Source organism: Microvirga sp. GCM10011540 (assembly GCF_042650665.1).
GTDB lineage: Bacteria > Pseudomonadota > Alphaproteobacteria > Rhizobiales > Beijerinckiaceae > Microvirga > Microvirga lenta.
In genome coordinates this window covers 91,748-111,806 of sequence record NZ_JBHSBQ010000139.1, presented here as the reverse complement: position 1 = coordinate 111,806, position 20,059 = coordinate 91,748, and the positions used below count along the sequence as shown (strand labels likewise).

Genomic DNA, 20,059 nt, shown 5'->3' with positions numbered 1-20,059 from the left:
GGCCCACAACCGACGCCGCACACAGAAGACGGTCGTGAAAACGCTGGCGCGCATCCCGCAACAGACGCTGCTTGCGCGCCAGAGGCTGAAAACCAACACCCCTGTCAACCACAACCGAACGAGCGGCTCAATCAAGGCTGGACAAACAGACGTGGCTCGTCTCCCTTGTCTCCATCGCAAGCAAAGAGGTGCACGGTGGCGACGAACAATTCCTCCATCGACGACTATATCCGCCTCGCGCCCGTGATCCCCGTGGTGACGATCGAGGACGCCCGGGCCAGCATCGACCTGGCGCAGACACTCCTGCAGGCCGGCCTTCCCGTCATCGAGATCACCCTGAGAACGCCTGCGGCGCTTGACGCGATCAGTGCCATCGCCAAGGCCGTGCCGGAAGCCGTCGTGGCCGCAGGAACCATTCTGCACGCGAGTCAGATCAGTGAGGTCGTCGATGCGGGAGCCAAGTTCATCGTCACCCCAGGAACGCCACTGCTGCTCGCCGAACAGCTGCGGCAGGCTCCTATCCCGGTGATGCCAGGCTGCTCGACAGTCTCGGAGGCGATGACCCTCGCCAGCCTCGGGTTCGACCGGCTGAAGTTCTTTCCAGCTGCTGCATCCGGCGGAGCCGCCTGGCTGAAGTCGGTACAGGGACCGCTCCCTGGAATTGCCTTCTGCCCGACCGGCGGCATCGATCAGGCGAATGCCGCATCCTATCTGAAGCTCCCCAACGTGGCCTGTGTCGGCGGCACATGGGTGACCCCTGCCGATGCCCTCAAGGCGTCCGACTTTGCGACGATCCGACGCCTCGCCTCCGAGGCTGCGGCTCTGCGCACGGCAGGCTGAACCATTCCTGGGCGCCTCCGTTGTGTACTTAGCTCAGCTTGAGGACCAACCGAGGAGGCCCCCATGGTCGATTACAGGAAACTTCTGGATGCCGTCGTCGGGGCATTGAGCCGTCCCGGTCAGCACCAGGGAGGGCAGGGTGGCCTCGCCGGGCTCGGAAGACAGGTCGAGACCGTCACCGGACAGTCCCCGGATCAGCTGCTGCAGAAGGCCAAGGACGTTGCGGCTCAGAATCCAGGGCTCACGCAGGCCGCCATCGTGGGCTTGGCGGGCCTCATGTTCACGAGGGGCCGGAAGAGCGGGTTGACCGGCAGTCTGGCCAAGCTCGGCGGCTTGGCGCTGATCGGCGGGCTTGCTTATCGGGCCTATCAGAGCCGGCAGGCCGGCCAAGGGGCACAGACGACGCCCGAGGGGGCGTCGGCCGGATCGACGGCGGCCGAGATATCCGCACCGCAGGACACCCTGGAACTGCCGGAAACCTCGCGCTTCCATCCCGTGTCGCAGACGGAGGACGATGCCCTTCTCTTCCTGCGCACCATGGTTGCGGCCGCCTCGGCGGACGGCCAGATCGACGAAACCGAGCGCGGGCGCATCGTCAAGGGCCTGACGGAAGCGGGAATCGATCCGCAGGCGACCCGCTGGCTCGAGAGCGAAATGGCCTCGCCTGCGGATGTGGAAGAGCTTGCCGCCACGGTCGATGACCCGGAGAAGGCGGCGCAGGTCTATGCCGCGGCGCGGATTGCAATCGATCCCGACACGATTCAGGAGCGCGAGTTCCTGCATCAGCTCGCCGAGGCTCTGGATCTCGACCAGGCATTGAGGGCGCAGATCGACGATACCGCCAGCAGCCTGCGCTAGAGATACCCGGGTTTTTCCGCACAGGCCCTATGCCCGGGCGTCGCGGGCCTCGATGCGCCGGCCTCCGAATTCCGCCAGCTCGACATTCTGTCCGCGCCGCCTTCTCGCGGACGGTTGATTTCCGTCGCGGCAAGGGGTCAAATCACGGCATGCGCATCAATCGGCAGTGAAAAGGACCGAAGAATGGCTGACAGGCCTCACCGTCGCACGCCCGAACAGCTCCGTTCCCGCCTGTGGTTCGACAATCCCGACAACCCGGGAATGACGGCGCTCTATCTGGAGCGCTACCTGAATTTCGGCCTGACGGGGAAGGAGCTCCAGGGCAAGAAGCCGATCATCGGAATCGCCCAGACCGGCTCCGATCTGTCGCCGTGCAACCGTCATCACCTCGATCTCGCCAAGCGGGTCCGGGACGGCATCACGGCAGCCGGCGGAGTCGCCTTCGAGTTCCCATGCCATCCGATCCAGGAAACGGGCAAGCGTCCGACAGCCTGCCTGGACCGCAATCTCGCCTACCTGTCTCTCGTCGAGGTGCTCTACGGCTATCCGCTCGACGGGGTCGTGCTGCTGACCGGGTGCGACAAGACCATGCCGGCCTGCATCATGGCCGCGGCCACGGTGAACATCCCCGCCATTTCCCTGAATGTCGGGCCCATGCTCAACGGATGGCACCACGGGGAGCGGACAGGATCCGGCACCGTCGTCTGGAAGGCCCGCGAACGCCACGCGGCGGGCGATATCGACTACCAGCAGTTCATGGACATCGTCGGCTCTTCCGCTCCCTCTGTCGGCCATTGCAACACCATGGGCACCGCCTCCACCATGAATGCGCTCGCCGAGGCGCTGGGAATGGCGCTGCCGGGCTCAGCCGCGATTCCCGCTCCCTACCGCGAGCGCGGGCAGGCGGCTTACGAGACGGGAAGGCGCATCGTCGACATGGTGTGGGAGGACCTGAAACCCTCCGACATCCTGACTCGGGAGGCCTTCGAGAACGCCATCGTGGCGAATGCGGCCATCGGCGGCTCCACCAACGCTCCCATCCACATCAATGCCATCGCCAAGCACATCGGTGTGCCGCTCGACTGCGACGATTGGGAGCGCATCGGCTTCGAGATCCCGCTGCTCGTGAACGTGCAGCCGGCCGGAGAATATCTCGGCGAGGAATACTTCCGGGCCGGCGGCCTGCCGGCGGTCCTGGCGGAGCTCATCGGCGCCGGCAAGATCCACGAGGATGCGCTCACCTGCACAGGCCAGACCATCGGCGAGAACTGCAGGGGCAAGCACACCTGGGATCGGGATGTGATCCGTTCCTACGACAATCCGCTGAAGGAAAAGGCAGGCTTCCTGAACCTCAAGGGCAACCTGTTCGATTCGGCGATCATGAAGACGAGCGTGATCAGCGAGGAGTTCCGCGAGAGATACCTTTCCAATCCCGAGGATCCGAATGCCTTCGAGGGGCGTGTCGTGGTGTTCGAGGGGCCCGAGGATTATCACCATCGGATCGACGATCCGTCCCTCGAGATCGACGAGAACACGCTGCTCATCATGCGGGGAGCCGGACCCGTCGGTTATCCGGGAGCGGCCGAGGTGGTCAACATGCAGCCGCCGGCAGCCCTCATCAAGAAAGGTGTGCTGTCCTTGCCCTGCATCGGCGACGGGCGGCAATCGGGCACCTCCGCGACGCCCTCGATCCTCAATGCCTCGCCGGAGGCCGCCGTAGGCGGCGGACTGGCCTTGTTGCAGACCGGAGACCGCGTGCGCATCGACCTGAACAAACGCCGCGCCGATATCATGATCACGGACGAGGAACTGCAGCGGCGGCGGGCCGATCTGAATGCACGCGGCGGCTTTCCCTATCCGGCGAGCCAGACGCCCTGGCAGGAGATCCAGCGGGCCATGGTCGATCAGCTCTCCGAGGGAATGACCTTGCGGCCTGCCGTGAAGTTCCAGAGCATCGCCCAGACCTTCGGCGTACCGCGGGACAACCACTAAACATCCGGCAGGATTTCAGCGCGAGGAGCATCATGGCTGACCGGCTACAAGGCAAGACGGCCCTTATCACCGCCGCCGGGCAAGGCATCGGCCGGGCCATCGCCGAGGCATTCGTGCGCGAGGGCGCAAGGGTCTGGGCGACCGATCTCAACCCCGAGAAGCTCGAAGGTCTTGCCGGGGCGGAGCATCGCAGGCTCGATGTCCTCTCGGATCAGGACGTGGGAAGGCTCCTGGCCGAGACCGGGCCTCTCGACATCCTCGTCAACGCGGCGGGATTCGTGCACCACGGCACGGTCCTCGATTGCTCGGACCGGGATTGGGATTTTTCGTTCGACCTTAACGTGAAATCCATGCACCGGACGATCAAGGCGGCGCTGCCGGGGATGCTGGACAGGGGAGGGGGCTCGATCGTCAACATCGCGTCCGGCGCTTCCTCCGTGCGGGGCATTCCGAACCGCTATGTCTATGGCGCCACGAAGGCGGCGGTCATCGGGCTCACCAAGGCGGTCGCGGCGGATTTCATCCGCCGCGGCGTCCGCGCCAATGCCATCTGCCCCGGCACCATCCAGTCGCCCTCCCTCGATGAGCGGATTCAGGCCCAGGCGGAGAGTTCAGGCCAGGGCCTCGATGCCGTGCGACAGGCTTTCATCGATCGCCAACCCATGGGGCGTCTCGGCACGGCGGAGGAGGTGGCCTGGCTCGCCGTCTACCTAGCCTCGGATGAATCCAGCTACACCACCGGGCAGGTTCATCTCGTCGACGGCGGATTTGCCCTTTGATTTGCCCTTTGAGAAGAGGGCGGAGCCTCCCTCGGAAGGCTCCGCCCAGGAAGTTGAGTGGCCCGCACCGGGACGTTGTTCTTATATCCTCGCGAATGCGAATTGGTGCCGGGTCGGCCGGTCCCAGACCGAGAGTGGGTGGATCATTCCATTCTCCTCACCCTCGGCCTGAGAGGCCTGTCGACGAAGGGTGATCCTATGGGCTCGTTCTGCCCTATCGATCCATATGACCACCCTCTCGTTGCGCCAATCGAGGCGCAAAACCTTGCTGAAGTCAGCAACAGCATTCTTATTGGCTCCTAGCAAGTAGAAGATCACTCCACGCAACAAAATGAATTTCGATTTTATTTCCTGCGCTAAAGGCGCGATATGGTGACTTATTATCTTGAAAAGTGAATGGTTATAGAAATATCGCTGAAGGAAGTTAGAGAGGCGATTATTTACTCTTGATGCGGTCGCTGATTTCATCTCTGCCTCCGAACAAAATTATTTCTCTTTCTTGTGCCGGTATTTCTCAGCGGTTAGCGTTGATTGCTTGCTGCTGTGAGAAAAAATTTGACAGGATTGTTTGCTGGGAGAAATCGGAAAGCCGCACGTCTTGTCGGAAAAGCGTAAGAATAGTAGCGTCTCTACGTCGTAACGTAGCTGAGAAGGCGGCCGATATGGCGAGAAGTCAGTATTCGAGTCGCGGTGATAGTAGTTTCACTCCGTTATTACCATCTCAGATTACCGGTTCTTCTAAATGCAACCTAGAGACGTCTCCGCAGACCATTCCTGAAGAAACCCTAAGTTATATGATAACTATCAAGGGGTTCTCTCCGGCATTTCGCGGTGCTCGTTTCGAGGGCAGTCCCGACCCCATCTCGTCGATGCGTCTTCTGCCAGTGCGTGGAACACGTCGGGAAGCGGAGCTCGGTTTGGCGAGGATCGCCGCTCTTCATGGGAGCGCTTGCGGCAGAATACCGAAGCGCACCCTGCACAGAAGCGGCAATCGGGCGGCGGGCCCCGGTCCAAGGGATGTCGGCCATGGCCGGATCTAGACATTCGAATGGCGGCGGAGACGCCTCGTCTCCCGAGAGCAGCTTGATCGCCGAATACAACTTCAGAACGGCTCGGCTCGACGAGTTCGAGCATGTTCTGAAAAACACCGTGACCGAGCACAGGCTCAGCCCCTATTCCCGAGGTGTGACCGTCGACGGCGAGTTCGGGTTCAACGGCTGGAGCGACCTGAGCGTCTTTCATGTTCGTTTCGGCTGCAAACTGGAGGCGGAGCTTGCGCCGGAGGATTCGGATGACCGGATCGGCTTCGCGATGAACACGGAAGGCAGCGGCCAGTTGCTTCTGCGGGGCCGCGAATATCAAAACGTGGGGCAGATGGGCGTCGTCTTCACCTCCGGCCCCCCGCGGATCCTGCGCTTCAGCGAAGACTGCCATGGTTCGGGCGTCATGATGAGCCGGCACCGGATCGCGGAGTACTGCTCAAAGCTCCTGGGCCATGAGATCGACGGGCAAGTGGAGTTCGAGACTCAGTTTCGCCTCGACGACGCGGCTGGGCAGAGCTGGCTGCGGCTCGTGCAGTATACGACCGGCGAGCTCAGGGATCCCATGTCTCTCGCAAGACGCCTGCCGGCCGCGCGTCAGCAGCTGGAGCAGATGGTGGTGACGGGGTTTCTGCTCGCGCATTCCCACAATTACTCGGACGAGCTTCTCCGCCCGCAATCTCCTGCTGTCCCGTACTACGTGAGGCGGGCGGAAGCCTATATCGAGGCGCATTTCTCCGAACCTCTGTCGCTTGCCGAGATCGCCGCTCAAGCTGGCGTAAGTGCGCGGAGCCTCCAGAACGGGTTCCAGAACTTCCGCCACACGACGCCGATGGCTTTCCTCCGCCAGATGCGTCTCCAGCACGCTCACCGGGCGCTCCTGAAAGCAGACCCGGCATTCGCTACCGTGACGGACATCGCCGTCAGTTGCGGTTTCGGCCATTTGGGCGAGTTCGCGACCCTCTACAAGCGAACGTTCGGCGAGACGCCGAGGCAGACCCTGCACCGCATCCGCTAAAGCCGAGAGGCAGCATCCATGGCAGCACACCATCGCCTGAATGGATTCAAGCCCGAGAGTGCTCTCGTGGACGACTGCGCCTTCAGGACACCCAGGCTCGACGAGTTCGAGGAGGTCGTCAGCAAAGCCATAATCGGCCACAAGCTGACCCCCTTGCATCGCGGCTCGGATTTCGACTGTGCCTTCGCGTTCAACGGGTGGAAGGAGCTCTGCATCTTCAGCATGAGTTTCGGACGCCCCCTCACGATCGAGCTCGATGCCGAGGAGGCCGATGACCGGATCGGCTTCTCCATGACATCGAAGGGGAGCTGCGACCTGCTGTGGAAGGGCCGACGCTACAAGAATGACGGTTCGCGCGGTCTGACCTTTTCGTCAGGCCCGCCCAAGGCCCTGCTCTTCGGCGAGGACTGCGTCGGCCTCGGCATGGTCATGAGCCGTCACAGGATCGCAGAGATCGGCGCGAAGCTGATCGGATGCGACATCGGCGAGCCCATCGAATTCGAGCCCGAGCTCCGTCTCGACGACGGGTTGGGGCGGAGCTGGCTGCGCCTCGTGCAATACGCCGCGGGCGAAATAAGCAATCCGCACTCCTTCGTCCGGCAGATTCCAGCAGCCCGCCTGGAGCTGGAGCAGACGGTGCTGACCGGATTTCTCCTCACCCACACCCACACTTATTCGCGGCTGCTCCATCAGCCTCAGAGGGCCGCAGCACCGCATCACGTGAGGCGGGCGGAGGCCTATATCGAGACGCATTTTTCGGAGCCGCTCTCCCTGGCCGACATCGCGGCCGAGGCGGGCGTGAGCGCCAGGAGCCTGCAGAACGGCTTCCAAGACTTCCGCCAGATGTCGCCCATGGCTTTCCTGCGTGCGGTCCGTCTCCAGCATGCCCATCTGGCCTTGCTGAAGGCGGATCCGGCCCTCGCATCGATGGCTGAAATCGCCGTCGGAAACGGCTTCAGCCATATGGGCGAGTTCTCGAGGCTCTATAAGCGCGCCTATGGGGTCGCCCCGCGCGAGACCCTTCTGAAAAAGCTGAGGGCCTGAGCGCTCAGCCGGCCGCTGCCGGGAGTTCCACGGCGGACCAGGGCGTCTCCGGCACAGGCGTGAGCGGTCCCTTGCCTTCGAACCACGAGATCAGGTTGTCGACGACGAGCTGCCCCATGGCGCGTCGCGTATGCACGGAGGCGGAGGCGACGTGGGGAAGAAGAACCACGTTCTCCATGTCGATCAGCTCCTGGGGAACGCGCGGCTCGTCCTCGAACACGTCGAGGCCGGCGGCCAGGATCGTCTTGCTGCGCAGCGCCTCGATCAGGGCCCGCTCGTCCACGACGCTGCCGCGGGCCACGTTGATCAGCACGCCGTTGGGGCCTAGCGCCTTCAGGATCTCCGCATTGATGAGGTGCTTCGTCGAGGCGCCGCCAGGGGTGATGGCGATCAGCACGTCGCAGGCCTCGGCCATTCCCTTCAGGGTCGGATGATAGGCATAGGCGACGCCCTCCTGCCGTGTCCGGCCGTGATAGGCGATGCTGACGTCGAAGCCTTCGAGCCGCCGGGCGATGGCCTTGCCGATGCGTCCCAAGCCGATGATGCCGACCTTCCGCTCCCGCAGGGTCGGCGACAGAGGGAACGGAGCCTTGAGCCACTGGCCTGCGCGAAGGTAGCGGTCGGCCTGGGGGATCTGCCTCAGCGTCGCGATCAGGAGGCCGATCGTCAGGTCGGCGACCTCCGCATTCAGCACATCGGGCGTGTTGGTCACCACGATGCCCCGCCTGGCCGCTTCCACCACGTCCACGTTGTCGTAGCCGACGCCGAAGCTCGCGATCACCTCGAGATTGGGAAGGTAGCCGAGCAGCGTCCCATCCGTGCGGCCCGCCACCGTGCTGGCCGCGAGGCCGCGGATCCGCGGGCCGACCTCGCGGAGGAAGGCATCCCGATCGCTCTGCTCCCACAGGCGGTGCAGAACGAAATCCCGGTCGAGCGCCTCGATCACGCTCGGCATCATCGGTCCCGGCATCAAGATATCGGTCTTCGTCATCGTCCTGTCCTGTCTGGGGTCGCGGTCTGGTCTAGAGGCTGCAGCGGGAGGCTGCGCCCTTGAGAAGGGCTTCGTCGATCGTCCTCGCCTCCTGCTGAAGCGCGGACTTCACGGAAGGCGGCAGGTCGAGCCAATGGCAGCCCCGCAGGGCGGCCTCGATCCCGTAGAGGGCGTTGAGGCTGACGCGGCGCGGGAACATGAACTTGAGCCGCCGATAGGCATCGACGGATCCCACCGCCCGGAGCTCCGCAACGGTGCGGATGCCTGCCTCCTCCAGCCAGCCCTGGGTCACTGGCCCCACGCCGGGAAGGGTGCCGATGGGCGCGTCATTCATGCCGAACGCTCCGGTTCCTGATGCCTTACCCGCTCACGATAGAGCAAGTAGAGCCCGGAGGCGATGACGATCCCGGCTCCCGCGAAGGTCCAGGGATCGGGCCAGTCCCCGAACAGGATGTAGCCCAGGGCCAGCATCCAGATGATCTGGGAGTAGATGAAGGGCGACAGGATCGCGGCCGGAGCACGCGCGTGGGCGAGGATCAGGAGCCAGTGCCCCAGGCCGCCGAAGACGCCCGTCAGGGCCAGGAGAAGCCATGTCAGGGGCGAGGGGGGTGTCGTCCAGATCCAGGGCAGCAGCGGCGTCATGAGGACGATGCCGGCCAGGCCCGAATAGAACGTCGTCGTCGCGGTCGAGTCGTGGGAGGCGAGCATGCGGGTGGTGATGCCGTAGAAGGCATAGGCGACCGCTCCGGCCACGGAGAGCAGCACGGCCGGGTGCATGGCGCCGAGGCCGGGGCGCGTGATGACCAGAATGCCGACGAAGCCGACCCCGATCGCCGCCATCCGCCGGGCGCCGACATATTCCCCCAGGATCGGACCGGCCAGAAGCGCCACGAGAAGGGGAGTCGAGAAGATGATCGACATGGTCTCGACGAGCTGCAGATACTGCAGGGCGACGAAATTGCACAGGGTCGACAGGAAGAGCAGGGTGGAGCGGACGAGCTGCAGGGGGAGACGGCGCGTCTTGAGGAGACCCGGCTGGGTCCAGGGATTGAGCACGGCCGCCGTCAGGAGGAACGCCGACATGTAGCGGGCCCAGACCGTCACGAGCGGATCGACGGAGCGGTTGACCCATTTGGCCGTCGCATCGAGGCAGGAGAAGCAGATCAGCGCTCCGCACATGAGAGCGATGCCGATCAGCCGCTGCCGGCGCAGGGAGCTCCTGGTCAGAAGCGGGTGTGTCGTCGTGTCTGCCATGCACAGGATGCTAGCGGCACGGCTGCGTTACGGCGAATGTCCGTGACGCACGGCCCTCCTGCGCCCCGGACAGGGCTCGGAAGGCCGCCACGCCTCAGGCGGTTGCCGCCAGGGGCTCCTCGACAGGGGGAAGCTCTTCCAGTTCGTCGTCGCCGTCGAAGCCGGTCTGATCCGCCCCCGACACCTTGGCGAGGTTCTTGGCGGCTCGGCGCAGGAGCTTCCTGAGGCGCTTGCGATCCTTGTTGTCGAAGCCGTCCAGCAACTCGGCCTCGACCTCGTCCCAGAGGGCATTGATGGACGCCGCCTTCCGCTTGCCGTCCTTCGTCAGCTTCACGCGGACGATGCGGGCATCGCCCGGTTCCGTATGGCGTTCGACGAGCTTCAGGGCCGAGAGCCGCGAGACCGTCTTGGAGGCCGTCGGGGGGCGCACCCGCAGGATGGCGGCCAATTCGCCCATCGTCATGGGGCCTGAGTTCGCAAGGGCCTGAAGCACTTGTTCCTGTCCGGCGAAGAGGCCCAGATCGGAGAGTTTGTCGCCCGTGCGGCTCCGGTGAAGCCGCGAGGCCTGGACCAGAGCCCAACCGACGCTCTTCACGCCAGGATGCTTGACCTCGTTGTCCATGCCCATTTCCCCCGATGGTGCCAGCTATGGTTCCGCACTCTGAGCAGGATCTCGTGACAGTTCGATGACAGGCCGACACAATTCGAGGGAGCCGCTGCCCAAGGGATATGGGGCACAGGAGGCTTGAATAAGAGTGCCGGAAGAGCGCCGAAGCTCCCGGCGGCCCGAGGGCCGTTCAGGAGGCCCGCCTCCCATGGCCGGGCGCCGGGCGATCTCCGGGCGCCTCCCGGGCGGCGAGCGGCAGACCCGATACCATCTGCAGGCATGTGGCCTGATGGTGCAGGGAGCATACCAGCTGAACGAGCGGCTCCCGTTCGCGCCTGCGGCGCTTGGAGAGCTGCTCCAGACGCCAGTCCTTCCACGGCTGGGGATGGAGTGTTTCTTCGATGGCCGCCTTCTCCCAGTCGTACCGTCTTTCGATCTCCCTGAGGGCCAGGAGCGCCCGGTCGAGCGCCTCCTCATAGGCGTTTGGGTCAAGGTCCGGGGCAGGGGCGCGCACGTTCCAGCGGCCTTCGTCGATCAGGGCAAGGCGCAGGTTCGACATGTCAGCATCCTTGGCTAGAACACCGATGAGGTTGCTTCGTAGGGGGAACTCCAAGGCAGGTTGCGTTGCGCGTCGTCCCCGGTGCAGACGAGGCGCCTGTATTCGCCGCAGAGGATCCGGTGGCAGCCACAGGCCTCGGCTTCGAGCTTCGGCCTGTCCAGGATCTCGACCCGCCCACGCCCCCGGCTCACGATGCCGGCCTCCTCCATCTGCCCCATGGCGATGGTCACGCTGGCCCGCCGGACGCCAAGGGCGCGGCTCAAGATCTCGTGCGTCAGCGGGAGCTCGTTTTCCCCTAGACGGGTGCTGGCGACGAGGAGCGACCGCGCAAGCCGCTGCTTCAGGTTGTGGCAGGAATTGCACACGGCGAGCTGCGCCGCTTCGGTCATGGCGGCCTGCGCATAGCCGAGCAGGAGACGGTGCAGGGCCGGGAACTCCGCAAGGGCATTCTCCAGGTCGTCGGCTTCGATCCGCAAGGCCGAGCCGGGTGCCTGGACCACGCACCGGCAGGGCGTGCGGCGGCTGTTCATGACGAGAGGTACGCCGACGAAATCGGAGCGTCCGAGGGTGCTGACCTCCATCATGCCCTCGTCTCCCGCCCGCAGGAGCAGCGATGCCGCACCTTGCTCCAGAAAATAGGCATGGGTCAGGGGAATGTGCCGTTCGTGGAGGATCTGGCGCCGCTTGAGCTCCACGCGCTCCAGGCGGGGGCGCAGGCCGTCGGCCACATCCTGCTGCAGCGCCTGAAGGAGCCTGTTCCGGAACGGAGCCTCGGATCTGTGCTGATCCCGCAGGAGGACCGGCGAGGGGCCGGAATGCGACGAGAGAATGAAACCTGGGCCGAGATTGGGCCTGGTTGGCATTGGCAACCTCCAACTTCGTGCGCGACCCGTGTTTCGACACGAATCGCATTGCCCCGGATTCCCCTTCTGCTTGAGGTCTATGATGGAGGTTCGACGGCATCGTGCGTAGTCGGGCAAGACCGCATCCCTGTCAGGAAATGCCTGACAAGGGGCGTGTCAGGAGCCGGTCCGACAGCGTGGCTGGAGCGTTTCAGGGCCGGTCGATATCCTCGAGCCAGCCCTGCGCCACGCCATACCGGACGATCTCCGCACGGGTGCGCAGGCCAAGCTTCGCAGCCGCACGGGCCTTGTAGGTCTCGACGGTCTTGATGCTGACTTCCAGGCGCAAGGCGATCTCCTTGTTGGTGAAGCCCTGCGCCGTCAGCTTGAGGACGTCGCCTTCGCGCGCGCTCAGCTCTTCCTGGGAGGTTGCATTCGGGTCCTGGCCGTTCGGCTTTGCCGGGTCCGCGAGGGCCCGTTCGGCTACAGAGGGATCCAGATAGATCCCGCCGGACGCGATGGCCCGGATGGCGCGAGCCAGATCGTCGGCGGCGGAGCGTTTAAGCAGATAGCCTCGGGCGCCCGCTTGAAGCAGGCGCTGCACGTAGGCCCTGTCCTCATGCACGGTGAGGGCGAGGATCTTCACCTGCGGGCAAGCCTGCGCGAGCGTCTCGGCCAGGTCGAGGCCGTTGAGATCGGGCATGGAAATGTCGATTACCGCCACGTCCGGCCTGGTTTCGACGAAAAGCTCCAGCGCGGCTTGGCCCGAGACGGCCTCTCCGACCACTTCGAAATCGGGGGCCGCCTGCAGGAGGGCCTTTACTCCGGCCAGGACGACGGGATGATCGTCTGCGAGGGCAATGCGGATAGGGCTCATGCTGAAGGTCCAGGTGATTGAATCGGCACTTGGATGATGACGGTTGTCCCGGATCCCGGCGAGGATTCCAAGGTCAGGGTTCCGCCGAGCAGGCCCAGACGCTCCCGCATGCCGATGATGCCGAGGTGAATCCGCTTCTCGCTGGTGTCGGTCAGGCTGCCTGCTCCGTCGTTCGTTGTCGTCTCCGGGTCGAAGCCCCGGCCGTCGTCCTCGACGAGCACGCGCAGCTGCCGCGCCCTGTATTCCAGGACAATGCTGACGCTTCGAGCCTCGGCATGCTTGAGGACGTTCGTCAGGGCCTCCTGAACCACCCTGTACGTTGCCGTTTCGATGGGAGCCGGCAAGCGGCGAACCTGGCCGATGGTCTGCAGGTCGACCTCGATCTGCGAAACCTTTCCCCATTCGGCCACATAGGCGGCCAGCGCCTTGTGGAGCCCCAGGTCGTCGATGGCGCTCGGCCTCAGATCGGAGGCGGCGCGATGAATGTCGCGTCCGATCTCGTTGGCGAGTGTCTGCAGCCACCGCAACTGCTCGCGGACGCCGTCCGAAACCGTGCCGCTCTCCAAAGCACGCTCGAGACCCTTCAGGCCGAGGGAGAGCCCCGTTACCGTCTGGCCCACCTGATCGTGCAGTTCGCGCGCGATGCGGCGCTGCTCGTTCTCCTGTGCTTCGGCCAGGCGCCTCAGGAGGTGCAGGCGCTCGGCCTCGGCACGCTTCCGCGGTTCGATGTCCGAAACGACCCCATGGATCACGGGAGGAGCGCCGGAGGCGTCCATCGGACGGCGGCCATTGAAGCGCACCCAGTGAGAATGTCCGTCCGGGCGAATGGCGCGGACCTCGATATCGATGGGGCTGTTCTCCTCCAGGCAACGGCTGACGGCGTCCTGCATGCGGGGCTGGTCCTCCGGATGAAGAGCCGCGAGGAAGCGGCTCGCCGGCCAGACGGCTTCCGGCCCTGCGAACGACGACGGGGGCAAGCCGAGAAGCGTGCGCAGTCGCTCCGATCCCATCACCTCCTGGCGCTCGGGATCCCAGCGCATGGTGCCGAGATCGGCAGCCTCCACGGCCACCGCGCCACGCTCCTCGCTGACGCTCAGGGCCAGCATGCTCCGGGCCTCTTCCTCGCGGCGGCGCTGAGCGATGTCGCGGGCGACGAGGAGGGCCAGTCCTCCTGCGAGAGCCAGGCTTGTGACGCCTCCGGCGACGAGGGCCGCGAGGGACCGCAGGACCGGTCTGTTGAGAGCTTCCGTGGGGATGCCGAAATGGACCGACCATCCGCCCATATCGGGGATCTTGCGATAGACGGTCTCGACTTCCGTGCCCTCCAGCGTACGACCGTCATAGAAGCCTTCGGATCCGCGCCGGATCGCCTCGCGGACCGAGATGCTTGCCGGCTGGCCGATCTCCGTGCTCTCCGCGAGTGTGCGGGCAATGACGTTGCCCCGTGCGTCGACGATGACGCCGACCCACGATTCCGGAGCGCCCGCATCCCGGAGAATGGCGCTGATCTGGCTCGGAACGAGACTGATGGTCAGAACGTAGCGCAGCGCCCCGTTCCGGTTGACCGGCACGCGCAGGGAGACCAGCCGCTTTCCCGATAAGGGACCGACGGGACCGATGCCGCCGATGGCGAAGGGAGCGCCTTTGATGATCTCGTCGAAGCTCTCCTGGTCCGGCGTCAGGCCGAGCGGCTCGCCCAACGGTCGCAGGATGTTGAGAACCTGGGTGCCGTCGGGCCTGATCAGGGAAACGGTCTCCCATAATGGTCGCGCGGCCGTGAGGCGCTGCGCCTCCTCGTAGAACATCTCCAGATTCGTCCCGTCCAAGGCCGATGTGCCGGCGAGCGCCTCAGCGACCTCGAGTTCCTTGGCGATGCTCGCGCTCACCTGCTCCGCAACGCGCGCCACCGTAGCCTGCGCCGCGCGGCGGGCTTCCGTTCTTTCCTGGTCGGCCGTCAGGTAAGCCATCCAGCCCCCGAACAGGAGTACGGGGATCGCAGCCGCGAGGATGAGCGAAACGATCAGGCGCTGCGAGCGGACGAGCGAACGGGCACTCGCCGGCATGCCGGCGATGCCCGATCTGCCGGGTTGAGGCAGTCCATCCTGTCGGTCCAAGGCGCTAGCCATCGGGCGGCATCCTCTCGCATAGGCTCAGGCCACGCTGAACGGAACATTCCGACTTTGCCGCTGCCGGTGCAAGTCTTCTGCCCTCTCGCGGCGGCTCCGCCTGCGCCTGGGAAACCCTGGGAGGCGCCGGAGCTTCCGAACAGCCGCCGATCTCGGCAAAGACAGTACGCTAATGAACCCTGTCACGAACAATTCACCTGTTCACGGGTTGGGCCCTTGTCGTATGGCAGAGGCTTCGCCATGGAATGAACAGGGGCTCTTCTGCGGCCTCTCCGGCCGGAACGAGGCGGAGGAGGAAATGGATCTGCATCAAAGGGTCGTTCGCACGACCGCTTTCCTCGGAGGCTGTCTGATTGGGGTGGCTGTGCTGGCCTATGAGGGCTTTGCATCCATGTCCCCGCCCGAAACCGCGCTGCTGCGGGAGGCCCGGCCTGCGAGCCCGCGCCCGGAAATCGGCCATTCGGGCCGCTCCATAGTCAGGGCGGCAACCGCCGTTTCCGCCAAGGACAGCGATTCCGAGCTCGAAGCCCAGATCCGCCAGACGACCTACAGGTCCCTGCTGAGGGAGAAGGGAATAAGGGCGATCAGGAACTGGCGGCGCGAGGGCGACGTCTACCGCGCCACGGCGGAATGGCACGGAGAACCTGTCGAGCTGTACGTCGACGTTCACACGGGCGATCTCAAGCAGCCGCAGCGTCTCAAGAGTTCCCAGGTGGAAACGATGCTCAGGCGACAGGGCTGGGCGCGCGTCCAGGAGATCAAGCGCAGCGGCGATACCTTCAGCGTCCGCGCCCAGCGCGAAGACAAGCTGTACGAGCTGAAGATCGATGCCCGGTCCGGTCATATCCAGGACCAGGAAATCGTTCTGAGCCAGCCTTTTCGAGCGTAGATGGACGCGCTCCGGGGACGCCTCTCGTCGGCAGGTGCGCCCCCTCAGACATGCACGTCGCCATAGATCATCTCACCCTTGCGGACCCGCTTGCGGAATGTCGCAAAGAGGATCCAGGCATAGAAGATCACGACCGCGATCACCACGATCCAGCCGGGGATCGGGCCGACCGCTGCGTTGCGCCACCATTCGTCGAGGGAATCGACGAGCTCGGCCTGAACCGCGCTCTCCGTCATGCTGATGAAGGTCGTCTTGACCAGCCATGCCATCAGCAGGATCAGAAACATCCAGCAATAGTTGCGGCGCAGGCGCCGGGAGATCGCCTGGTTCGTGCTGATGAGGAACAGGGGCTTGCGAAGGTCCGCCCCCAGGGCGTGGATCCACTCGTCGGTCGTGCCGGATTCCGGTGAGAAGATCTGCGCGAAGTAATTGCGCTCCATCCGTCGCACGCGACTGCGATAGACGTCGAAGAACCGGTAGCGCCTTGCCTCGATCACGAGGAGCAGGAGGACGAGAACCATCGCGAAGAGCAGCACGCCATGGTGGGCTGTCGGGGTGGACAACGACAGGGACAGCATGGCGGCCACCACCGTGATCGCCCAGTTCGTGGTGCGGTCGATGCGATCGCGCCAGCCGGCCATTCGGGCGATCTCGGCGCGATGGTAATGCGCCATGACATTGATGAATTCGGTGGATGTCGTCGGAAAGACCGGAGCCTGGATCAGCGGTTTGAGATGCAGGTCGGTGTTCTGCTGATTCTGCGAAAGCATCGGGTCCCCTCCATGGACGCCGGCACACGGAAACGAGGTGCTGGCGCAGAAAGTTCAATACACCATCATCCCGCGGGTCAGCCAGGAAGGGGGGACTCTCAAAGAAAGCCCCACCTGGCTGCCGGGAGCCAGATGGGGCTGCAGTAGAAGCATGGATCGCGCATTCAACGAACCGGAGCAGGAGCGGTGGCCAAGGAGCAGTCTGGGAGCAACGGCCCTGCGCCAGTTCACAGGGAGAATTCGGTCGAGGCCGCCGAGGTCCCGTCCCTGAAGGCCTTCCGTGCGCTATCGTACAGAGTTTGTCAGCCCAGGAACCGTGTCACCGCGTGGCCGACCATCTCGTCGGGGACGACGTGTCCGCCGCCGAACTCGCGGTAATCCACGTCGTAGCCGGCACGCTGCAGCAGCGGCACGATGCGGCGGCTGCAGGCGCCGATGGGAAGGACCTCGTCCTGCTCTCCGTGGGAGATGAAGATCCGGGGGGCGTCGTCCTGCTGCGTGGGTGCCATGAAGCCGGGCGAAAAGGCGAGAATGTCGCTGAACAGGGTGCCGTTGGTCAGTCCCAGGGAGAGCGCATAGGATGCTCCGTCCGAGAAGCCTGCAACCGCAAGCCGCTCCGGATCGACCGCATGCTGCTGAAACACCATCTGCAGGGCCCTGTCGATGAACTCCACGTCAGGTCCGTATCCTCCTCGGATGACATCCCAGCTCGACGTACGCGATTCCGGCGCCAGGACGATGATGCCATGGGCCTCGGCATGTTTCGCGAAGAGATCGATCACCTGAGCGGCAACGCCGCCGGCCCCATGAAGCGCAAGGATCAGCGGTGCCGGTCGAGTCCTGTCGGCCGCGGAACGCACGAGAACCTTTCCGTCCCGCCCTCTCCCGAGGCCCAGGTCCTGCAGGCCGGATGGGCCGCCTTTCGGCGGCTCGATGGACTGGGGCCTTGAGTGCAGAATTCCTGACTCGGCCCCGGGAGTCTGTTCTCCGGGTGCTTGCGGCATGTGATGGGGTTCCCGTTGGCTCGGAGCCAACATTGCTCATGCCTTGTTGTTCCCGAATCCGCTCGCGAGTCCGAGCCCGACGGAACGGTCGGCTCCGCGGTCAATCGTCGATGTGGATCAGGGGCAGGCCCGTTTCGGAATCCTCCTTCCGCCGCAGGTGCGCGGGAGCCTCTGTGACGATGACCTCCAGCGTCGGCCGGACACGCGCGTTCATCAGATGCCCGCCGATTGTCGAGCCGTCGCGGCGCCCGAGCACCGCGTGCAGGTGAAGCTTCGGCCTGCCGTGCTCGTCCAGCGCAATGTCGCCGTTGAGCGAAAGCACCTCGACCTGCTCGCGCACCGGAATCTCCTCGTATTTCCTGGTTTCCCAGACCCAGAATGCGAGGGTTGCCTCCTCGAATGCGCCGATGGCGGTCACCTGGGCTGCGGAAAGCCGTTCCTTCTCGGCGAAGGTCTGCAACACATGGCCGATTTCATCGCCGATCGCCAGCACGACGGCGTAGGTGCGCAGTCCCTGAGCGTCATGAATGAGTTTGGACTTCATGGAGGCGCCTCGACCGTACGATGGGCTTGTTCCTCCCCGACAACGGACTTCTCTCCCGGCGCGTTCGGATATCCGGCGCAAATTGTACGATGGTGTACTGGGAATGCGGACTTCCCGAAGCTCGGGCGGGAACGGGCCAGGGGGGTGATCGTTGGCCTTTTGATGACGGCGCTCTGCGGAACTGCCGCGGTTCGGCGTGTGGCCTCGCCGGCTTCGCTCCAAAGCAGATCCAGGAGACAATATCGGGAGAGGGATCATGGCTACCACTGCTGCCGACGTGCTCGTTGACACGCTGATCGACTGGGGAGTCGACACCATCTTCGGCATTCCGGGCGACGGCATCAACGGGATCATGGAGTCGTTGCGGCAGAGGAAGGATGCGATCCGCTTCGTCCAGGTTCGCCACGAGGAGGCGGCCGCCTTCATGGCCTGTGCCTACGCCAAGTACACGGGGCGCCTCGGGGTATGCCTCGCGACCTCCGGTCCGGGCGGCATTCATCTCCTCAACGGCCTCTACGACGCGAAGCTCGACGGGCAGCCGGTGCTCGCGATCACCGGGCTCCAGTTCCACGATCTCTTGCACACCTACACGCAGCAGGATGTGGAGCTCGACAAGCTGTTCATGGACGTGTCCGTCTACAACACCCGCATCATGGGGCCGACCCATGTGGAGAACGTGGTGGAGCTGGCCTGCCGGACGGCCCTTGCCTATCGCGGCGTCGCCCACATCACCATGTCGGTGGACCTGCAGTCCCAGCCGGTCTCGTCCGGAAAACGGTCCAAGCGCAACCTGCCCGACCACGTCTCCGACCTGATGGCGGAAAGCGCCCACATGCCGGACGAGGATCAGCTCGCGCGGGCGGCGGCAATTCTGAACGAGGGCCAGAAGATCGCGATCCTGGCGGGGCGCGGGGCGCTGCACGCCCGCGACCTGCTGATCGCAGTGGCCGAGCGGCTCGGGGCGCCGATCCTGAAGCCGCTTCTCGGCAAGGGCGCCGTGCCTGACGATCACCCTCTGACCACGGGAGGAACCGGCCTCCTCGGAACCCGTCCCTCGCAGGAGGCGCTCGAAGAGTGCGACACGCTTCTCATCGTCGGATCGAGCTTCCCCTATATCGAGTACTACCCTGAGCCAGGACAGGCGAAATGCGTCCAGATCGAGCTCGATCCGAAGCGCGTCTCCCTGCGCTATCCGGTCGATGCGGCGCTGGTCGGCGATTCCGCCCGGGTCCTGCAGATGCTCCTCCCGCGCCTCGACCACCATCAGGACCGGTCATTTCTCGAAAAGGCGCAAAAGGGCATGGAGGAGTGGCGGGAGCTCATGCATGAGCGCGGCACCCGCATGGACACGCCCATGAAGCCGCAGGTGGTGGCACACGAGCTCAACAAGCTCCTGTCCGACGATGCCATCCTGGCGACCGACTCCGGCACCATCACCACCTGGATCGCGCGGCACGTGGATATTCGCGGCAACATGATGTTCTCGTGCTCGGGCAATCTGGCCACCATGGCGTGCGGGTTGCCCTATGCGAATGCGGCGGCCGTCGCCTATCCGGGGCGCCAGGTCGTCGCCTTCGTGGGCGATGGCGGGCTCACCATGCTCTGCTGCGAACTTGCCACAGCCGTGAAGTACAACCTCGACGTCAAGATCGTCGTCATCAAGAACAACACGCTGGGACAGATCAAGTGGGAGCAGATGGTCTTCCTCGGCAATCCGGAATACGGCTGCGAGCTTCAGCCGATCGACTTCGCGACGGTCGCGAGGGGGTTCGGCGTGCAGGGCTTCACCATCGACGATCCCGAGCGGTGCGGAGACATCCTCCGGCAGGCTCTCGCGACGCCGGGACCGGTCCTGATCGAGGCCGTGGTCGACCCGCACGAGCCGCCGATGCCGCCGAAAGTCGACGCGAAGCAGGCGGCGAAGCTGGCGCAGTCCCTCGCGAGCGGAACGCCGAACGCCTCGAAGATCGCGCTGACCGTGGCCTCCAATACGGTCCGCGAGATCATCTGAGGCGGGAGGCGCGC

The 20,059-nt window shown here is 64.7% G+C and carries 19 protein-coding genes; 8 read left to right on the top strand and 11 right to left on the bottom strand.

Annotation, left to right across the window (positions count from 1 at the left end; genetic code table 11):
* Positions 1-195 precede the first annotated feature (195 nt).
* From eda to ACFOYU_RS22400, 6 genes are all read left to right on the top strand, one after another.
* Positions 196-840, top strand: coding sequence for a bifunctional 4-hydroxy-2-oxoglutarate aldolase/2-dehydro-3-deoxy-phosphogluconate aldolase (eda, locus tag ACFOYU_RS22425; protein ID WP_377035293.1), 645 nt, complete (start codon positions 196-198; stop codon positions 838-840).
* Between the two features lie 63 nt (positions 841-903).
* Positions 904-1,698: a tellurite resistance TerB family protein gene (locus ACFOYU_RS22420; protein WP_377035292.1), complete on the top strand. Its 795-nt coding sequence runs from the start codon at positions 904-906 to the stop codon at positions 1,696-1,698.
* 183 nt (positions 1,699-1,881) lie between these two features.
* Positions 1,882-3,690: an IlvD/Edd family dehydratase gene (locus ACFOYU_RS22415; protein ID WP_226742360.1), complete on the top strand. Its 1,809-nt coding sequence runs from the start codon at positions 1,882-1,884 to the stop codon at positions 3,688-3,690.
* A 32-nt stretch (positions 3,691-3,722) separates the two neighbouring features.
* Entirely contained in the window at positions 3,723-4,469 is a 747-nt protein-coding gene (locus ACFOYU_RS22410) for an SDR family oxidoreductase (protein WP_226742359.1), read from the top strand.
* Between the two features lie 1,026 nt (positions 4,470-5,495).
* Positions 5,496-6,527, top strand: coding sequence for an AraC family transcriptional regulator (locus ACFOYU_RS22405; RefSeq protein WP_377035291.1), 1,032 nt, complete (start codon positions 5,496-5,498; stop codon positions 6,525-6,527).
* A gap of 18 nt (positions 6,528-6,545) precedes the next feature.
* Positions 6,546-7,571, top strand: a complete 1,026-nt coding sequence (locus tag ACFOYU_RS22400) for an AraC family transcriptional regulator (protein WP_377035290.1) — start codon at positions 6,546-6,548, stop codon at positions 7,569-7,571.
* A 4-nt stretch (positions 7,572-7,575) separates the two neighbouring features.
* Here ACFOYU_RS22400 and ACFOYU_RS22395 read toward each other — a convergent pair whose 3' ends face one another.
* The 8 genes from ACFOYU_RS22395 to ACFOYU_RS22360 all read right to left on the bottom strand — a co-directional run bounded on the left by ACFOYU_RS22395 (position 7,576) and on the right by ACFOYU_RS22360 (position 14,827).
* Positions 7,576-8,562, bottom strand: a complete 987-nt coding sequence (locus ACFOYU_RS22395) for a 2-hydroxyacid dehydrogenase (RefSeq protein WP_377035289.1) — start codon at positions 8,560-8,562, stop codon at positions 7,576-7,578.
* 31 nt (positions 8,563-8,593) lie between these two features.
* On the bottom strand, positions 8,594-8,896 hold the full coding sequence (locus ACFOYU_RS22390) for a TfoX/Sxy family protein (protein WP_226742355.1): 303 nt from the start codon (positions 8,894-8,896) through the stop codon (positions 8,594-8,596).
* Complete coding sequence (locus ACFOYU_RS22385; RefSeq protein ID WP_377035288.1) at positions 8,893-9,816, bottom strand: DMT family transporter; 924 nt, start codon at positions 9,814-9,816, stop codon at positions 8,893-8,895. Before ACFOYU_RS22385 ends, ACFOYU_RS22390 begins: the two co-directional genes overlap by 4 nt.
* Before the next feature lie 94 nt (positions 9,817-9,910).
* Complete coding sequence (locus ACFOYU_RS22380; RefSeq protein ID WP_226742353.1) at positions 9,911-10,438, bottom strand: MarR family winged helix-turn-helix transcriptional regulator; 528 nt, start codon at positions 10,436-10,438, stop codon at positions 9,911-9,913.
* A 175-nt stretch (positions 10,439-10,613) separates the two neighbouring features.
* On the bottom strand, positions 10,614-10,982 hold the full coding sequence (locus tag ACFOYU_RS22375; RefSeq protein WP_377035287.1) for a hypothetical protein: 369 nt from the start codon (positions 10,980-10,982) through the stop codon (positions 10,614-10,616).
* A gap of 14 nt (positions 10,983-10,996) precedes the next feature.
* The gene (locus tag ACFOYU_RS22370) at positions 10,997-11,845 is read right to left on the bottom strand and encodes a Crp/Fnr family transcriptional regulator (RefSeq protein WP_377035286.1); all 849 of its coding nucleotides are present in this window, start codon (positions 11,843-11,845) and stop codon (positions 10,997-10,999) included.
* Between the two features lie 190 nt (positions 11,846-12,035).
* Positions 12,036-12,701 (bottom strand): response regulator, encoded by a 666-nt coding sequence (locus ACFOYU_RS22365; protein ID WP_377035285.1) that lies wholly within the window; start codon positions 12,699-12,701, stop codon positions 12,036-12,038.
* On the bottom strand, positions 12,698-14,827 hold the full coding sequence (locus tag ACFOYU_RS22360) for an ATP-binding protein (protein ID WP_377035284.1): 2,130 nt from the start codon (positions 14,825-14,827) through the stop codon (positions 12,698-12,700). Before ACFOYU_RS22360 ends, ACFOYU_RS22365 begins: the two co-directional genes overlap by 4 nt.
* Before the next feature lie 298 nt (positions 14,828-15,125).
* Here ACFOYU_RS22360 and ACFOYU_RS22355 point away from each other — a divergent pair, with 298 nt between their 5' ends.
* Positions 15,126-15,716, top strand: a complete 591-nt coding sequence (locus ACFOYU_RS22355; protein WP_377035283.1) for a hypothetical protein — start codon at positions 15,126-15,128, stop codon at positions 15,714-15,716.
* Between the two features lie 44 nt (positions 15,717-15,760).
* Here ACFOYU_RS22355 and ACFOYU_RS22350 read toward each other — a convergent pair whose 3' ends face one another.
* The 3 genes from ACFOYU_RS22350 to ACFOYU_RS22340 all read right to left on the bottom strand — a co-directional run bounded on the left by ACFOYU_RS22350 (position 15,761) and on the right by ACFOYU_RS22340 (position 18,034).
* Positions 15,761-16,486 carry a DUF2270 domain-containing protein gene (locus tag ACFOYU_RS22350; protein WP_377035282.1) on the bottom strand — a complete coding sequence of 242 codons (726 nt, stop codon included), beginning with the start codon at positions 16,484-16,486 and terminating at the stop codon, positions 15,761-15,763.
* Between the two features lie 302 nt (positions 16,487-16,788).
* Positions 16,789-17,490: an alpha/beta hydrolase gene (locus ACFOYU_RS22345; protein WP_377035281.1), complete on the bottom strand. Its 702-nt coding sequence runs from the start codon at positions 17,488-17,490 to the stop codon at positions 16,789-16,791.
* Between the two features lie 100 nt (positions 17,491-17,590).
* Positions 17,591-18,034 (bottom strand): PPC domain-containing DNA-binding protein, encoded by a 444-nt coding sequence (locus tag ACFOYU_RS22340; RefSeq protein ID WP_377035280.1) that lies wholly within the window; start codon positions 18,032-18,034, stop codon positions 17,591-17,593.
* 256 nt (positions 18,035-18,290) lie between these two features.
* Here ACFOYU_RS22340 and ACFOYU_RS22335 point away from each other — a divergent pair, with 256 nt between their 5' ends.
* The gene (locus ACFOYU_RS22335; RefSeq protein WP_226742345.1) at positions 18,291-20,045 is read left to right on the top strand and encodes a thiamine pyrophosphate-dependent enzyme; all 1,755 of its coding nucleotides are present in this window, start codon (positions 18,291-18,293) and stop codon (positions 20,043-20,045) included.
* The last annotated feature ends 14 nt before the right edge of the window (positions 20,046-20,059 follow it).

Excerpts from the sequence above, each read along its gene's own strand:
- ACFOYU_RS22375 (WP_377035287.1), bottom strand. The coding sequence starts at position 10,982 with ATGTCGAACCTGCGCCTTGCCCTGATCGACGAAGGCCGCTGGAACGTG.
- ACFOYU_RS22390 (WP_226742355.1), bottom strand. The coding sequence starts at position 8,896 with ATGAATGACGCGCCCATCGGCACCCTTCCCGGCGTGGGGCCAGTGACC.
- ACFOYU_RS22355 (WP_377035283.1), top strand. The coding sequence starts at position 15,126 with ATGGATCTGCATCAAAGGGTCGTTCGCACGACCGCTTTCCTCGGAGGC.
- ACFOYU_RS22405 (WP_377035291.1), top strand. The coding sequence starts at position 5,496 with ATGGCCGGATCTAGACATTCGAATGGCGGCGGAGACGCCTCGTCTCCC.
- ACFOYU_RS22340 (WP_377035280.1), bottom strand. The coding sequence starts at position 18,034 with ATGAAGTCCAAACTCATTCATGACGCTCAGGGACTGCGCACCTACGCC.
- ACFOYU_RS22400 (WP_377035290.1), top strand. The coding sequence starts at position 6,546 with ATGGCAGCACACCATCGCCTGAATGGATTCAAGCCCGAGAGTGCTCTC.
- ACFOYU_RS22335 (WP_226742345.1), top strand. The coding sequence starts at position 18,291 with ATGGCTACCACTGCTGCCGACGTGCTCGTTGACACGCTGATCGACTGG.
- ACFOYU_RS22345 (WP_377035281.1), bottom strand. The coding sequence starts at position 17,490 with ATGCCGCAAGCACCCGGAGAACAGACTCCCGGGGCCGAGTCAGGAATT.
- ACFOYU_RS22360 (WP_377035284.1), bottom strand. The coding sequence starts at position 14,827 with ATGGCTAGCGCCTTGGACCGACAGGATGGACTGCCTCAACCCGGCAGA.
- ACFOYU_RS22395 (WP_377035289.1), bottom strand. The coding sequence starts at position 8,562 with ATGACGAAGACCGATATCTTGATGCCGGGACCGATGATGCCGAGCGTG.
- ACFOYU_RS22370 (WP_377035286.1), bottom strand. The coding sequence starts at position 11,845 with ATGCCAACCAGGCCCAATCTCGGCCCAGGTTTCATTCTCTCGTCGCAT.
- ACFOYU_RS22380 (WP_226742353.1), bottom strand. The coding sequence starts at position 10,438 with ATGGACAACGAGGTCAAGCATCCTGGCGTGAAGAGCGTCGGTTGGGCT.
- ACFOYU_RS22420 (WP_377035292.1), top strand. The coding sequence starts at position 904 with ATGGTCGATTACAGGAAACTTCTGGATGCCGTCGTCGGGGCATTGAGC.
- ACFOYU_RS22365 (WP_377035285.1), bottom strand. The coding sequence starts at position 12,701 with ATGAGCCCTATCCGCATTGCCCTCGCAGACGATCATCCCGTCGTCCTG.
- ACFOYU_RS22350 (WP_377035282.1), bottom strand. The coding sequence starts at position 16,486 with ATGCTTTCGCAGAATCAGCAGAACACCGACCTGCATCTCAAACCGCTG.
- ACFOYU_RS22410 (WP_226742359.1), top strand. The coding sequence starts at position 3,723 with ATGGCTGACCGGCTACAAGGCAAGACGGCCCTTATCACCGCCGCCGGG.
- ACFOYU_RS22385 (WP_377035288.1), bottom strand. The coding sequence starts at position 9,816 with ATGGCAGACACGACGACACACCCGCTTCTGACCAGGAGCTCCCTGCGC.
- ACFOYU_RS22415 (WP_226742360.1), top strand. The coding sequence starts at position 1,882 with ATGGCTGACAGGCCTCACCGTCGCACGCCCGAACAGCTCCGTTCCCGC.